The sequence below is a fragment of the Nocardia rosealba genome, assembly GCF_020216065.1.
Classification (GTDB): Bacteria; Actinomycetota; Actinomycetes; order Mycobacteriales; family Mycobacteriaceae; genus Nocardia; species Nocardia rosealba.
Window position 1 is genome coordinate 446,163 of sequence record NZ_JAIWNA010000001.1, and the last position, 15,630, is coordinate 461,792.

A 15,630-nucleotide genomic window follows, 5' to 3' on the forward strand; every position below is an offset into this window, starting at 1 on the left:
AAGTGTATTAAACGGTGTCGGAGGGCGTGATCCGGGCATACCAGTCGAGCAGCGCCGGGTCGTCGACCGCGCTGCGCTCCACGACGCGAGCCGGGTCGGCGCCCTGGAAGAGCTTCTTGATGGGCACTTCGAGCTTCTTGCCGGTGCGGGTGTGCGGAATGCCCGGCGCCTCGCGGATCTCGTCGGGCACGTGCCGGGGCGAGACTTCGCTCCGGATGGCGGCATTGATCCGGGTTTTCAGGTCGTCGGTGAGTTCGGCGCCGGGCGCGAGCACGACGAACAGCGGCATCCAGTAGCCGCCGTCGGGCTGTTCGGCGCCGATCACCAAGGCCTCGGCGATCTCCGGGAACTGCTCGACCACCTGGTAGATGTCGGCGCTGCCCATGCGGATTCCGTGCCGGTTGAGAGTGGAGTCGGAGCGTCCGTGCACCACCACGCTGCCGTGTTCGGTGAGCGTGATCCAGTCGCCGTGGCGCCACACGCCGGGGTAGGTGTCGAAATAGGCGTCGCGGTAACGCCTTCCGTCCTCGTCGCGCCAGAAATGGACCGGCATCGACGGCATCGGCTCGGTCACCACGAGCTCACCGACCTCGCCGCGCACCGGCTTGCCCTGTTCGTCGAACGCGTCGAGAGCCACCCCGAGATACGGTGCCGACAGCTCACCCGGCCACACCGGTACGGTCGGCGCACCACCCGCGAAGGCCGACACCACATCCGTGCCACCGCTGATCGAACTCACCTGCACACGCGGGCCGACGTTCTCGCTCAGCCACAGCGCGCTCGTCTCCGGCAGCGCCGAGCCCGTGATGCCGACGGTGCGCAGGGCGGACAGGTCGTGATCGGTGCGCGGCACGGCACCGGCCTTGATGCAGCCGAGCACATACCCGGGGCTGGTGCCGAACACGGTGGCACCGACCTGGGCGGCGATGCGCCACAGCGCATCCGGGCCGCCCGCGGTCGGACTTCCGTCGTAGGTGACGATGGTCGCGCCTGCCAGCAACCCGGCGACCTGGAAGTTCCACATCATCCAGCTCGGGCTGGTGTACCAGAAGAAGACATCATCGGTACCGATATCGGATTGCAGCGCAACCGCTTTGAGGTGTTCGAGCAGCACACCGCCGTGGCCGTGGACGATGCCCTTGGGCAGTCCGGTTGTGCCGGAGGAGAACACGATCCACAGCGGATGATCGAAATCGACCGGGGTGGTTTCGATGATGCCGAAATTCTCGTCGGTGACCGTGTCGGCCCAGGCCAGTGCGTCGGGCACCGCGAGGCCGAGCTGAGGCACGACGACGGTCGCGCGTAGACCGGGCAGCCCTTCTTTCAGCGCGGCGATATCGGCTCGCTTGTCGTGGTCCTTGCCGCCGAAACGGTAGCCGTCGGCGGTGACGAGCACCGCCGGGTCGAGCTGTCCGAGCCGGTCGAGCGCCGCCTTGGCGGAGTAGTCCTGTCCGCAGGCGCTCCACACCGCGCCGATGCTCGCGGTCGCGAGGAAGGCGACGACCGCCTCCGGGATGTTGGGCAGATAACCCACCACCCGGTCACCCGCCTCGACCCCCTGTTCCCGCAGCGCGCGGGCGAAAACGGTGACCTGCTCGATGAGGTCGGACCACAGGATCTCGCGCGGTTCGGCGTCCTCGTGCAGGGCGATGATCGCGGGCCTGCCGAACTGGGCCATCCGGATGATCTGGTCGACGTAGTTCAACCGGGTGCCCGGGAACCACTGTGCCCCCGGCATTTCCCGGGAACCGAGGACCTCGCCCGCGGTCTCACCGAGTTCGAAGTAGTCCCACAGCGCCTGCCAGAACCCCTCGAGGTCGTCGACCGACCACTGCCACAGGGCCCGGTAGTCCGGATAGGAGACGCCGGTGCGGGCGGTGACGAACGCGGCGAAATCGGTGATCCGGGCAGCCGCGATGTCGTCGTCGGTCGGTACCCATTGTGGTTGCACTGGCGTGGTCCTCCTCGGTTCAGGACAGGTCGGCGCGGCGCACGATCTGCTCGGCATGACGCAATACCGGTGCGTCCACCATGCGCCCTTCGAAGGCGAATACGCCACGGTGGTTCGGTACTTCGGCGAGAACCCGCCGCGCCCAGTCGGTTTCGGCCTCGGAAGGCGCGTACCCGGCGCGGATCACCGGAACCTGACTCGGGTGGATGGCCACCTTGCCGTCGAAACCGACCGCGACCGCGTCGAGTGTCTCCGCCGCAAGGCCGTCCAGATCCTTGATGTTCAGATACACCGAATCCAGCGCGAACCGGCCGAACGCCTTGGCGGCGAGCAAGCTGGTGGAACGCACGTGCCGGGCGACGTCGCGGTAGCTGCCGTCGGCGTGCCTGCTGGCATTGCCGCCGAGCCCGGCGATCAGGTCCTCCGCACCCCACATCACCCCGATGGCGTTGTCCACCTGCACCGTTTCGGCGACGCGCACCGCGCCCAGCGGTGATTCGACCAGCACGATGACCTCGCACTGGGCGAGGTTGCGCACCTGCTCGGCGGACTCGCACTTGGGCAGCATCACCCGCCGGTAGTCGGTCTTGGCGAGCACGGCCAGGTCGTCGATGTGGTCGTCGGTGCCCGCCGCGTTCACGCGGATCACGGTGTGCTGCGGATCCAGTGGGGTGTCGAGCAGCGCCTGCCGGGCCGCGGCCTTGTCGGCGGGGGCCACGCCGTCCTCGAGGTCGAGGATCACCACGTCGGCGGCCGCGGCGGCTTTGGCGAAGCGTTCGGGACGGTCGGCGGGGCAGAACAGCCAGGCCGGGCCCGTCGGCTGCCAGGCGCTCATGTGGTCGGCGCCTTGCGTACCAGGGTCTGCCGGACCGCGGTCGCCACCACCACGCCGTTCTGGTTGCGCGCGGTGTGCGTCAGGCTCACGATGCCCTCGCCCGGACGGCTCTTGGACTCGCGTTTGCCGGTGACCAGGGTTTCGGCGTACATGGTGTCGCCGTGGAACAGCGGGGCGGGCACGGTCATCTCGGAGAAGCCGAGGTTGGCGACCAGGGTGCCCTGGGTGAGCTGGGCCACCGAGAGCCCCACCAGCGTCGACAGCGTGAACATCGAGTTCACCAGCCGCTGGTTGAACGGTGGCTGGGCGTCGGCGAACGCCGCGTCAAGGTGCAGGGCCTGGGTGTTCATGGTGAGGGTGGTGAACAGGACGTTGTCGGCCTCGGTGATGGTGCGGCCGGGCCGGTGCTCGTAGATCGTGCCGATCTCGAACTCCTCGAACCACAGGCCGCGCTGCACCACGCGCTTCTCGGTCACAGTCCCAGCTCCCGTGCGATCAGCATCAGCTGCACCTCCGTTGTGCCCTCACCGATTTCCAGGATCTTGCTGTCACGGTAGTGCCTGGAGACGAGGTATTCGTTCATGAAGCCGTTGCCACCGAAGATCTGGGTGGCGTCGCGGGCGTTGTCCATGGCCGCCTCACTGGCGACCATCTTCGCGATCGAGGCCTGCTTCTTGAACGGCTTGCCCGCCAGCATGAGGGCGGCCGCGTCGTAGTAGGCGGTGCGCGCGGTGTGGGCGCGGGCCTCCATCCTGGCGATCTTGAACGCGATGGCCTGGTTGCGGCCGATGGCCTGGCCGAACGCCTGTCGCTCGCCCGCGTACCGCACGCTCTCGTCCACACAACCCTGTGCCGCACCCACCGCGAGCGCGGCGATGGCGATGCGGCCCTCGTCGAGAATGCGCAGGAAGTTGGCGTAACCGCGACCGCGCTCACCGAGCAGGTTCTCCCGCGGCACCCGCACATCGGTGAAGCTCAGCGGATGGGTGTCGGAGGCATTCCAGCCGACCTTGTTGTAGGCGGGCTCGGCCACGAAACCCGGCGTCGTGGTCGGCACCAGGATCGTGGAGATCTCCTTCTTGCCGCCATTGTTGCCGGTCACCGCGGTGACGGTGACCAGGCGGGTGATGTCGGTGCCCGAGTTGGTGATGAACTGCTTGCTGCCGTTGATGATCCAGCTGTCACCGTCCTCGACCGCCGTGGTCCTGGTACCACCCGCATCGCTGCCGGCGTCGGGCTCGGTGAGGCCGAAACCGGCGAGTGCCTGCCCGCTGGTGAGCTGGGGCAACCACTCCGCGCGCTGGTCGTCGTTGCCGAACCGGTAGATCGGCATGGCGCCGAGGGAGACACCGGCCTCGAGGGTGATGGCCACGCTCTGGTCGACCTTGCCGAGTTCCTCGAGCGCGAGACACAGGGCGAAGTAGTCGCCACCCATGCCGCCGAACTCCTCGGGGAACGGCAGGCCGAACAGGCCCATGTCGGCCATGCCTGCCACGACCTCGTACGGGAAGCTGTGCTCGGCATCGTGTTTCGCCGACACCGGGGCGACGACCTGCTGGGCGAAGTCGCGCACGGTGAGGGCGAGCTGACGGTATTCCTCCGGCAGGGAACCGGTGGACAGGTAGTCGGTCATGCGGTGGTTCCTTCACGCTCGGTGTCGACGGCGGCCTTGTTCGCGTCGGCGAGGTCGGCGGCTGGTCGGCCAGGGTTTGTGCCCGCGTCGGCGACATCGGTCGCTGGTCGGCCGGTCGTCGCGCTGTCTTCGGTTTCGGCGGGATGGGCGACGACGCGCACCAGCACTTGGTCCAGCTTGACCTGGGTACCAGGTGAGGCCAGCACCTCCACCGTGCCCGCTACCGGCGCGGTGAGGGTGTGCTCCATCTTCATGGCTTCGATCACGATCACCGGATCGCCGACAGCGACCGTCGCACCGTTCGCGACCGGCGCCGCGATTACGGAACCCGGCATGGGGCTGCGGATTTCGGCGTCGCCGACGTGGGCGGCATCCCCACGAACGCTCGCCTCCGCCACCTCGCGCAGCACACAGACGCGCCCGTTGCCGCTCACCCACAGCTGGTCGTCGGATTCGGCGACTCGCACCGTGCGTCGCAGACCGTTCACGGTGAGTGCGAGTCGGTCGTCGAGCAAGGCGGCTGTCAGGGAGCAGGTGCCCGCATCGGTGGCCGGGTGCATTCCACCGACCGAATCGCCGGGGCGCTGCGGTGTAGCCGGGCGCTGCGGGCTGCCCGGGTCCTGTGCGTCGTTCGCCAGCCACACACTGGCGGAATCCGGTGTGCCCGCGATGAACACGTGGCGTACCTGATCGCCCGAAGCGAGCCGGATCGCGGTCGGCGCGGGCGTTCCGAGTCGCCAGCCCGACGGAATCGACCACAGGTCGGCATCGGGCTTCGGCCAGCGTCGCAGCCAGTGATACGTGGCGGCGGCGATGAATTCGTCATCGGTGGGCTCTGCGGGCGCGAACTCGGTGACGCGGCGGTCGAGCAGTGCGGTGTCGAGGCGACCCGCCTGCACATCGTCGTCGGCCAGCAGGAAGCGCAGGAACTCGATATTGCTCGTGACACCGAGCAGCACCGTCTGTTCCAGCGCCCGGTCGAGCGCGGCGAGCGCATCGGCACGAGTGTTGCCGCGGGCGATCACCTTCGACAGCATCGGGTCGTAATCGCTGCCGACCACGGTTCCCACGGACAGCCCCGAATCCACCCGGATGCCTTCGCCTTCCGGCTCGGTCAGGGCCAGCACCGTGCCACCGGTCGGCAGGAAGCCGCGGCCCGGGTCCTCGGCGTACACACGGGCCTCGATCGCGTGCCCGACCAGGTGGATCTCGTCCTGGGTGCGCGCCAGCTTCTGCCCGGCGGCCACCCGGACCTGGCATTCCACCAGGTCGATGCCGGTGACCATCTCGGTCACCGGGTGTTCCACCTGCAGCCGCGTGTTCATCTCCATGAAGAAGAATTCGTCGGGGCGGTCGGCGGAGACGATGAACTCCACGGTGCCCGCGCCCACGTAGTCGACGCTGCGCGCGGTATTGCAGGCCGCGGTGCCGATCCGCGCCCGGGTAGCGGCGTCGAGCAGCGGTGACGGTGCTTCCTCGATGACCTTCTGATGCCTGCGCTGCAAACTGCATTCGCGCTCACCCAGGTGCACCACATTGCCGAAAGCGTCTGCCAGCACCTGTACTTCGATGTGCCGTGGCCGGGTGACGAAACGTTCCAGGAACAGGGTGTCGTCGCCGAAGGCGGCACCGGCTTCGCGGCGGGCGCTCACCAGCGCGGCGGGCAGGTCCTCGGCCCGCTCGACCAGGCGCATGCCCTTGCCGCCACCACCGGCCGACGGTTTCACCAGCACGGGGTAGCCGATATCGGTTGCGGCTGCGATCAATTGGTCGTCGGTGAGGCCGGGTTCGGCGATGCCGGGGACCACCGGAACGCCGAACGCCGTCACCGTCTTCTTCGCGGTGATCTTGTCGCCCATCACCTCGATGGCCTTGGCAGGCGGTCCGAGGAAGACGATGCCCGCGTCGGCCAACGCGGCGGCGAACGCCGAATTCTCCGACAGGAAGCCGTAACCCGGGTGCACCGCCTGCGCGCCGGACCGCACTGCGGCGTCGACGACCTTCTCGATCGACAAGTAGCTCTCGCGCGCGGGCGCCGGCCCCAGTCGCACCGCGACATCGGCCTCGCGCACATGGCGCGCGTTCTTGTCGGCGTCGCTGTACACCGCGACGGAACGAATGCCCATGGCACGCAACGTCTTGATGACGCGCACCGCGATCTCACCGCGATTGGCGACCAGGACGGTGTCGAATTCGACGGGTTGGGATTTGTTCAGCATGTCGCTCACATCCGGAAGACGCCGTAGGAAACGGGTTCGAGTGGCGCTTGCGCACACACCGAAAGGGCAAGTCCGAGCACTGTTCTGGTGTCGGTGGGGGCGATCACGCCGTCGTCCCAGATGCGCGCCGTCGCGTAGTACGGGTTGCCCTGGGTCTCGTACTGTTCGCGGATCGGGGCCTTGAACGCCTCCTGATCCTCGGCCGACCAGGGCTTGCCCGCGCTGTCGAGCTGGTCGCCGCGCACCGTGGCCAGCACCGAGGCGGCCTGCTCGCCACCCATCACCGAGATGCGCGCGTTCGGCCACATCCACAGGAAGCGCGGCGAATACGCGCGCCCACACATGGAGTAGTTGCCCGCACCGTAGGAACCACCGATCACAACTGTCAGCTTCGGCACCCGCGCGCACGCCACCGCGGTGACCATCTTCGCGCCGTGCTTGGCGATACCACCGGCCTCGTAGTCGCGCCCGACCATGAAGCCGGTGATGTTCTGCAGGAACAGCAGCGGGATCTTGCGCTTGTCGCACAGCTCGATGAAATGCGCGCCTTTCATGGCCGATTCGCTGAACAGCACGCCGTTGTTGGCGACGATGCCAACCGGATGACCGTGGATGCGCGCGAAACCGGTGACCAGGGTCTTGCCGTACTCGGCCTTGAATTCCTGGAAACCGCTCTCGCCGTCGACGATCCGGTCGATCACCTCGCGCACGTCATACGGCGTGCGCGGGTCGACGGGGACCACGTCGTAGAGCTCGTCCTCGGGCTTGGCGGGCGGGGTGCTCGGCAGCACCTCCCACGGGGCCTCGGGGCGCGGGCCGAGCGTCGAGACGATATTGCGCACGATGCGCAGCGCGTCGCGGTCGTCCTCGGCGAGATGATCGGTGACACCGGAAGTGCGCGAATGCAGCAGACCACCGCCCAGTTCCTCGGCGGTGACGACCTCACCGGTCGCGGCCTTCACCAGCGGCGGGCCACCCAGGAAGATGGTGCCTTGGTCGCGCACGATCACGGCTTCGTCGGCCATCGCGGGCACATACGCGCCACCGGCGGTGCACGAACCGAGGACCGCCGCGATCTGCGCGATGCCGCGCGCGCTCATGTTCGCCTGGTTGTAGAAGATGCGGCCGAAGTGGTCGCGGTCGGGGAACACCTCGTCCTGGCGGGGCAGGAACCCGCCGCCGGACTCCACCAGGTACACACACGGCAGGTTGTTCTGCGCGGCCACCTCCTGGGCGCGCAGGTGCTTCTTCACCGTGATCGGGTAGTAGGTGCCGCCCTTGACCGTCGGGTCGTTGGCCAGCACCAGGCATTCCCGGCCCGCGATCCGGCCGATGCCCGCGATCACACCCGCGCCGGGGCACTCGTCGTCATACATGCCGTTGCCCGCCAGCGGCGCCAGCTCGAGGAACGGGCTGCCCGGGTCGAGCAGTTCGTCGATGCGGTCGCGGGAAAGCAGCTTGCCCCGGGCGACGTGGCGTTCGCGCGACTTCTGCGGGCCGCCGAGCGCAGTCGCGGCCAGCCGTTGCCGCAGGTCCGCCACCAGGGCGAGGTGCGCGTCTCGATTGCTCGTGGCGGCCTCGGTGTCATTGCCGAGGTCGTGTGTCACCGTCATCGGGCCATCCTGCCATCCGGTTAATCGCCAATAACTGAAATTCAGGTTAATGTTGATTAACCAAGTTGTCCAGAGGTGGAAGGAGCGCCGGTGGCCGAACCCGTCCAGGCGACCCGGCGCGAGCAGCTCAAGGCCCAGCGCCGGGAGCAGTTGCTCACGGCAGGCGCCCGGTTGATCGCCGACCGGGGTTTCCTCGGCGTGCGCCTCGACGACCTGGGCGCCGCCGTCGGCATCAGCGGACCCGCCGTCTACCGGCACTTCGCGAACAAAGAGGCCCTGCTGGTCGAACTGCTCGTCGGCATCAGTGAGCATTTGCTGGCCGGCGGCCGCGCCGTGGTCGCCGAATCGTCGACGGCCGCCGAAGCCCTCGCCGGCCTGGTCGACTTCCACCTCGACTTCGCCTTCGGCAACCCCGAACTCATCCGCATCCAGGACCGCGACCTCGACAAGGTCCCCACCCCCGAACGCCGAGTCCTGCGCCGCACCCAGCGCCAATACGTCGAAGTCTGGGTGGCGGTCCTGCGCGAACTGACCCCCGGCCTCGCGGAGGAGACCGCTCGCATCCAAGCCCACGCCGCCTTCGGCCTCATCAACTCCACGCCGCACAGTGCGTCGGCTGCGAGTGCTTCCCGAGCCAGACCGGTGCTGCGGCAGATGGCCTTGGCCGCACTGACGGCCGGCTACGACAGCCGACTGGACCAGCGTCGCTGACTACTCCGCGATGCGGGTCCACAGCCAACTCGGGCCGACGGCCTCGGCGCCATGTGCCGCGACCCTTGCGCGCAGCTCCCGGTCGGCGGTGACGACGATGATCGTGTCGTAGTCCGCAGTGGCGACTACGTCGACGATCGCGTCGTCGCCCGATCCTTCGGCGAGAACAACCTTCAGCGGGGCGGATGCCGCGTCCGCGCCTGCTTTCGCGGCGCCTTCGAGTACCACGATCACATCGGTGGTCTCGGCCGGCGCGGCGAGTTCGGCAAGTAATCGCCGGGCGGCGCCGGCGCGGTCCTTCCACCACCCGTCGGGGCGCGAACCGATGACGTTGGCCGCATCGACGACGATCAGCTGGTCCATCAGCCCAGTCTGCCCCTCCCTCGAGGAGCGACAGGCCTCGCGGGTTCCTGGGTGGGGGCGGGGGAGGGGCCTACGCTGGGGTGCATGACTTCCCTGACGGATCCTCAGGTGCGAGAGTTCCTTTCCCACGGCACGCGGACGGGCAAGGTGGCGTTCACGGCGAAGGACGGGCGGCCGTTGGTGACGCCGATCTGGTTCATCGTGGAAGGCGATGAGCTGGTGTTCAATACGGGGAAGGAGACCGCGAAGGGGCGGGCGTTCGCGCGGGATCCCCGGGTTGCGGTGTGTGTGGATCTGGAAGAACCGCCCTATGGGCTGGTGGAGGTGCAGGGGACGGTCGAGTTGTCGGAGGATCCGGCGGAGCTGGTGCGGACCGCGACCGCCATCGCCGCCCGGTACATGGGTGCGGACCGGGCCGAGGAATTCGGCAAGCGCAACGGGGTGCCGGGGGAACTGGTGGTGCGGGTGCGGCCGACGAAGGTCATCGCGCATTTTGACATGACCGGGTAGGTCAGCGGGGCGTAGGCACGGGCGGTAGTTCAGGTACTTCGGTCGGGAAGGCGGGCTCGCTGTCCATCGGTGCGGCGTCCGGGCCGGGAGTCGACGGGTCGTAGGGCGCGGGATCGCGGTCGAAGATCGGATTGCTGCAGGACGCACCGGGTTCCGGTGTGGTGTAAGGGTTGTTGCGCAGGGCCATGATGAACTGGTCGACGCGCGGGTCGGTCGCGCTGTCGAGGACGAGTTGGTGCCCCCACGACTGCAGCGAAATCGGATCGGCCATGTTCGGGATGGGCGACATGAAGGTGTATGTCCTGCCCTGCACCTTGTTGCGCAGCGTCGCCTGGTCGTCGGCGCTCACCCGCGCGGGGTCGTAGGCGATCCACACCGCGCCGTGCTCCATCGAGTGCACGGCGTTCTCGGTCCGGATGCCCTCGGGATAGACCACACCGTCGCAGGCCGCCCAGACCGCATCGTGCGTACCGCCCATCGGCGGAATCGACGTGTACGCCACCCGCTGCGTGCTCGGCACATGATTGCCGAGCGGATATTCGGCGGTGACGACGCCGGGGATCTCCTTCGCCGGGTCCTGGTTGTCCTCGGAGGGCGCGAAGCTGTCCATGGCCGTCATCGGATGACCGGCCTTGGTCTCGTTGCACCCCGTCAGCGCGGCAGCCGCGACCACCATCAGACTCACACCCAACCCGACCCGAACCCGCATGGCGGCCGCTCCTTCTCGTCTTGGCGGCACACGCCGTCCGCGACCGAACTTACTGCCGGAACCCGCCGATCGCATCGGTCGGCCGCCGAGGCCGACCCTACTGTCGAAACGGCGACCATACGGTCCACGCGGCCGATTCGGCCTCGTGGGAGGGGGTCTCCGGGCCGACTATCGACTCGACAGCACGAACTGTTTGCCCGGGTCGACCATCTTGCGCACGGTCGCGCCTTTCGAATACTCCCCGAGCGCAGTCATATTCCAGCCGTGTGCGGCGCGGGTGAGCATGGCGAGGAAGACGCCCGTGGTCGATTCGCCCTTGGACAGTTCGAAGCGGACCAGTTCGGCGCCGGTGTGGTCGTCGAGGAGACGGCAGTGTGCGCGACCCACCTGATCGAACTTGTGGCCGGCGAAGGAGTTCACGGTGAAGACCAGGGCGTAGACCTCCGGGGGGAGGGCCGTCAGGTCGACGGTGATGACCTCGTCGTCGCCGTCACCGTGGCCGGTCAGGTTGTCGCCGGAGTGTTTGACGGCGCCGTCGAATGCCTCGCGTCGTAGGAACCAGACATTGGTGAGTTTCTTGGCGCGGTCGTCGTAGGCGATGACGGAGGCGTCGAGGTCGATCCTGGTGCCGTGCGTGGCGGGGTCCCAGCCCAAGCCCATTCGCACCCGGGCGAGTGGGGGCGCACCGGCCTTGGTGAGTGACACCGTTTCGCTCTTGCGCAGGGACACATGCCCTTTCGACAAGTCGACCGTCGGGTGTCCGAACCGCGGCGGTTCGGCGGGGGTCGTCGGCGCCGATCGAACCTCGGCCGGAGCGGCTTCGGCGGGTGACGGCGGTTGTACCTCGGCCGGCTCGTCGTCGACGGTGATGCCGAAATCGGTCGCGATACCGGCCAGCCCCTGCGCGTACCCCTGACCGACCGCGCGGACCTTCCACCCGTCCCCGCGCCGGTACAGCTCGCACGCGATCAACGCGGTCTCCGGCCCGAGCCCGGTGGGTGTGAACGCGGCGAGCAGGGCGCCGGTCGATTCGTCGGTCACCGTGATCCTGGGCGGTCCGGCCCGGCCCCAATCGGCGGGTCCGGTGCCGTCGAGGCTGGCGGTGAACGCGATCCGGTCGATATCGTCGGGCACCGCGCCGAACGACACACGGACGGCCTCGGCCGAGACGACCTCGACGCCCGGGGCGACCGGTTGGTTGTAGAAGACGAAATCGCTGTCGGAGCGCACCTTTCCGGCGACGGTCAGCAACAGCGCGGCGAGGTCGGCTCCCGCGACGGCGGACACCGTGACCCGCACCTCGCTCGACGGCACCGGTGCGTTCGCGCCCTTGGACAACTCCATGGTCTACCTCAACTCATCGGGGAGCCCGTCGTCGCAACGGTCTTCGTCGCCACCGAACCTACTGCCGTGCCCGGCGGGCATCCAGCCGAGCGAGCGCAAGGGAACCCGGATTCCGGTTTACGCCAGACCCCTCGGCAACCCGATGACCAGCAGAAGTACGCGCGTCGCTGGCAGGCCGAGGCGACAACCAGGGCTACCGTTTCGACAAGTTTCGCAAGCAACGAGGCCGGCGAACGGAGTTCTGGCATGGCCGGACGGACTGTGGCCCAGGCGTGGGTCGCCGCGCTTCTCGGCGTGGTGCTCGTGCTCGGCACCGCGACGCACGCGTCGGCCCAGCCGCCGGGCCCGTCCGCCCAGCGCACGTCCGACCATTTCGAGGACCCGGAATCCGGCCTCTCGATCGACGTGTTCTATTGCAGCGACCGAACCCAGACCTACCGGGTCCCAGCGGGCACGACGAGCCTCTACATCGAGGCCGTCGGTGGACAAGGCCAGACACCGAACCCGAACTTCACCGGCATCGGCGGGCTCGGCGGACAGGTCAGCGGCGGGCTGCGGGTGAGTCCGCAGCAGGAGTTCCAGGTGCAGGTCGGGTGCGCGGGTGGGGAGAACGGCGGCTTCTCGCCGTACGCCTCCGGCGGTGCCCGGGGTGAAGCGGTCGATCAGCTCACGAATTTCGGCACGGTCTACTCGAGCGGCTGGGACGGCGGCGGTGGTGGCGGTGCGTCGGCGGTGCTCGGGCCCGACAACGAGCCCGTGCTGGTCGCGGGCGGCGGAGGCGGCGCGGGTGGCAACGCCCCGGACTGCTATTCGGTGTCACCCGTGCAGGATTCGACGTTCTTCTACTGCGGTGGCGGCTCGCGTCGCGACGGCGGTGACGGTGGTGACGGCAGCGCGGCGGTCGGCTGGCAGGAAGGGCCGCCGTGGACCGGCGGTGCGGGGGAGAACAATCCGGCAGGCACCACGCCGAGCGGTCTGACCTGTGGCGGCACCCGCGCGGGCGGTGCGGGCCACACATTCGACAAGACCGGCGGCGGCGGGGGCGGGGGCGGCGGTGGTGGTGGCTACCTGGGCGGTGCCGGGCAGGGTGGTGGCTGCGGCGGAGCGGCCGCGCCGGAGACACCGATCACGCACGGTCCGCACGCCGCGCCGGGCGCCGGTGGCGCGGGCGGTGGCGGCGGGACTTCGTATGCGTCGCCGGGCCTTTCGAAGGCGAGCGTGACCACCGCGTCGGTCTCCGGTGACGGCTACGTCCTGTTCCTCACCTCGGCCGACGGTGTCCGCACGACGACCTTCGGTGTGCACGGCGAATCCGCGCGGTACTTCTGCGTCGGCGACGGCGTCGACGAGATCTTCGCCGATGTGCTCGGCGGGTCCGGCGCGGGCGGCGGGCACGACTTCGGCGATGTGGGCACCGGTGGCGCGGGCAGCGGTGTGCAGGCGGTGATCGCCGTGCAGGAACGGAAACAGCTGAAGATCGATGTCGGGCATTACGGCGGGCCCGGCGGCGGCTGGGGATACGGCACCGGCGGTGCGCGTGGCACCGCCGATTCCGGTGCGTCCTACAGCGGTGCGGGCGGTGGTGGCGCGTCGGCGGTGAGCCAGAACGCCGCCGACTGCGGCACGCGACCGTCTTCCGAGAACCGGCCGATCATCGTCGCCGGGGGCGGTGGCGGCGGCGGTGGCAACGGCTTCAGCGCCGACGGTGGTGACGGTGGTGACGGCGGTCCACAGCCCGGTGACGGCACCAGTGGCGGCTTCGGTGGTGGCTTCGGCGGTGAGGGCGGCAGCGAGCGTGGTGTGCACGGCGGCACCGCCACCGGCAGTTCCACCGGCGGCGGTGGCGGGGGCGGTGGCGGCGGTAGTCACGGCGGCGGCAAGGGCCACGGCGCGCAGGACGGCAACGACGGCGGCGGTGGCGGTGGTGGCGGCGGCGAGTCGACCGTCGACAGCGTCGCGAACCAGCCGCCGCACTTCTACAACGGGCCCGACGGCAGCCACGCGAATCGGGACCGGCTCAACGACGGCAAGGTCCAGCTGATCGTCCCGATCCCGTCGAAACGCAGCCGGGTGGAACTGATCTCGGGCAACAGCCAGAGCGCCTACTCGGGACAGCCCTTCGCCGAGCCGCTGCGGGTGCGCTTCGTCGACGCGATCCACGGACCGCAGGCGGGCAAATCGATCACCTTCGCCATGCCCGCCGGTCAGCCGCCCGCCGCCGTATTCGACAACGGCCGCGACACGATCCGGGCGACCACCGACGCCGACGGCTACGCCCAGGTGGATCTGACCGCACTGGCCGCGACCCGGCAGGGGGAACTGCCTGGCGGATTCCTGGTCACCGCGTCCGCCACCGACGACCCGGCCCACCTGATCGGCGGTGCGGTGTTCCGGCTGCACGACGACCAGGTGCCGACCGAGATCGAGGTGACGACGACTGCGCCGAACCACATCGCCCAGGTCGGTGAACCGGTCGGCTTCAGCGCGAAGGTGAGCCAGAAGCCGGGAACCACACCGGCGTTCGGGACCCCCGCCGGGCACGTGCGCTTCGAGATCGACGGTGTCGCGACGCCGGGACCCATCGAGCTGGTCGACGGGGTGGCGACCCTGCCGCCGATCGACGGCCTGCGGCCCGGCACCCACCACGTGCTCGCGACCTATCTGGCAGACGACCCGACGAGGGTGTTCGCACCGGTCTTCGGCAGTGTCGGCGTGCTGGTGCAGACGGTGAAGGTGCCCACCGAGGTCCATCTGACCCTCCCGCCACCGCCGGTGCTCGCCGGTGCGGTCGTCGGCGCCACCGTCACCGTGCCGATGCCGAAGCCGGATGCGCCGAAACCCACCGGCGCGATTCAGTTCTCGCAGAACGGCTCCGCGCTGGGTGATCCGGTGACTCTCGGCCCGGAGGGCACGGCGAGTTCGCCGCCGTTGCGGGCGGGCGCGGGCACGATCGAGGCGCACTATTCCGGCGACGAGGTGTACGAACAGTCGACCGGCCGGGCCGAACTGACCGTTTACACCGCCACCTCGACGACGAAGGTGAGCGCCAGCCACAACCCGGTCACCTACTTCGAACAACTCGACCTCACCGCGACGGTCGCCCGTGACCCCGCAGGCGAGATCGACACCGGCACCGTCCAGTTCTCCGCTGACGGCAAGCCGCTCGGCACACCTGTCCCGGTGGACGACGGGCTCGCCATCGCCCGCGATATCGACGTCTCCCACCTGGGCTTCGGCACCCATCTGATCACCGCCGACTACTCGGGCGACGCCGACTCCGGTGTGGCACCGAGCCGCGGCACGATGACGCTGTGGGTGCTGAAGGTCGGCGGTTCGCCGGGCGACCACCCCGGCGACGTCGGCGTGCACCTCGACATACCCCGCACCGCAGACCCCGGCCAGCACGTGACCGCGACCGTCACCGTCACTAATGTCGGCGGAAGACAAGCCGCCGACGTCGAAGCCCGGTTGTCGACCCAGGGCTGGCATCGCCTGGTTGATCCCGGCGGCGGTGAGGTGCGGCCGACCCATGTGCGATTCCGGCTCCCCACCCTCGAAGCGGGTGAGACGAGGACCTTCGCCGTCGTCCTCGAAGCGCCACAACACCTGGCGCTGATCACCTCGTTCCTGCACGCGTCGAGTGCGAGCACCGACATGAACCCGGCCAACAACCTGCATCTCGCCTCGACCTTCGTCCGGGCGCGAATGAGCTGAGACCTTCCCGGCGTTCTACGCTGCTGCC

The 15,630-nt window shown here is 69.0% G+C and carries 12 protein-coding genes; 3 read left to right on the top strand and 9 right to left on the bottom strand.

Features of this window, described 5'->3' with window-relative positions; all coding sequences use genetic code 11:
- Positions 1-7: 7 nt before the first annotated feature.
- From LDL21_RS02085 to LDL21_RS02110, 6 genes are read right to left on the bottom strand one after another with little or no spacing between them, the layout of a single operon-like run.
- The gene (locus LDL21_RS02085) at positions 8-1,951 is read right to left on the bottom strand and encodes an acetoacetate--CoA ligase (protein WP_225278599.1); all 1,944 of its coding nucleotides are present in this window, start codon (positions 1,949-1,951) and stop codon (positions 8-10) included.
- A gap of 19 nt (positions 1,952-1,970) precedes the next feature.
- The gene (locus tag LDL21_RS02090) at positions 1,971-2,786 is read right to left on the bottom strand and encodes an HpcH/HpaI aldolase/citrate lyase family protein (RefSeq protein WP_225278600.1); all 816 of its coding nucleotides are present in this window, start codon (positions 2,784-2,786) and stop codon (positions 1,971-1,973) included.
- Positions 2,783-3,262, bottom strand: coding sequence for a MaoC family dehydratase (locus tag LDL21_RS02095; protein ID WP_067485249.1), 480 nt, complete (start codon positions 3,260-3,262; stop codon positions 2,783-2,785). The genes LDL21_RS02090 and LDL21_RS02095 overlap by 4 nt, the downstream gene beginning before the upstream one ends.
- Entirely contained in the window at positions 3,259-4,419 is a 1,161-nt protein-coding gene (locus LDL21_RS02100) for an acyl-CoA dehydrogenase family protein (protein ID WP_225278601.1), read from the bottom strand. Before LDL21_RS02100 ends, LDL21_RS02095 begins: the two co-directional genes overlap by 4 nt.
- On the bottom strand, positions 4,416-6,638 hold the full coding sequence (locus LDL21_RS02105) for an acetyl/propionyl/methylcrotonyl-CoA carboxylase subunit alpha (RefSeq protein WP_225278602.1): 2,223 nt from the start codon (positions 6,636-6,638) through the stop codon (positions 4,416-4,418). The genes LDL21_RS02100 and LDL21_RS02105 overlap by 4 nt, the downstream gene beginning before the upstream one ends.
- A gap of 5 nt (positions 6,639-6,643) precedes the next feature.
- Complete coding sequence (locus LDL21_RS02110; RefSeq protein WP_225278603.1) at positions 6,644-8,251, bottom strand: carboxyl transferase domain-containing protein; 1,608 nt, start codon at positions 8,249-8,251, stop codon at positions 6,644-6,646.
- Between the two features lie 90 nt (positions 8,252-8,341).
- Between LDL21_RS02110 and LDL21_RS02115 the strand changes: the two genes are divergently transcribed.
- On the top strand, positions 8,342-8,962 hold the full coding sequence (locus tag LDL21_RS02115) for an SACE_7040 family transcriptional regulator (protein WP_225278604.1): 621 nt from the start codon (positions 8,342-8,344) through the stop codon (positions 8,960-8,962).
- On the opposite strand, the gene LDL21_RS02120 is transcribed toward LDL21_RS02115, so the two are convergent.
- Positions 8,963-9,325 (bottom strand): NYN domain-containing protein, encoded by a 363-nt coding sequence (locus LDL21_RS02120; RefSeq protein ID WP_225278605.1) that lies wholly within the window; start codon positions 9,323-9,325, stop codon positions 8,963-8,965.
- Positions 9,326-9,409: 84 nt separating this feature from the next.
- Here LDL21_RS02120 and LDL21_RS02125 point away from each other — a divergent pair, with 84 nt between their 5' ends.
- Entirely contained in the window at positions 9,410-9,835 is a 426-nt protein-coding gene (locus LDL21_RS02125) for a PPOX class F420-dependent oxidoreductase (RefSeq protein WP_067485274.1), read from the top strand.
- 1 nt (position 9,836) lies between these two features.
- On the opposite strand, the gene LDL21_RS02130 is transcribed toward LDL21_RS02125, so the two are convergent.
- A complete protein-coding gene (locus LDL21_RS02130; protein WP_225278606.1) occupies positions 9,837-10,544 on the bottom strand; it encodes a thioredoxin-like domain-containing protein in 708 nt (235 codons plus the stop codon).
- 168 nt (positions 10,545-10,712) lie between these two features.
- Positions 10,713-11,888 (bottom strand): TerD family protein, encoded by a 1,176-nt coding sequence (locus tag LDL21_RS02135; RefSeq protein WP_225278607.1) that lies wholly within the window; start codon positions 11,886-11,888, stop codon positions 10,713-10,715.
- 246 nt (positions 11,889-12,134) lie between these two features.
- On the opposite strand from LDL21_RS02135, the gene LDL21_RS29935 reads away from it, so the two are divergent.
- Positions 12,135-15,602 (top strand): Ig-like domain-containing protein, encoded by a 3,468-nt coding sequence (locus tag LDL21_RS29935; RefSeq protein ID WP_305082673.1) that lies wholly within the window; start codon positions 12,135-12,137, stop codon positions 15,600-15,602.
- The last annotated feature ends 28 nt before the right edge of the window (positions 15,603-15,630 follow it).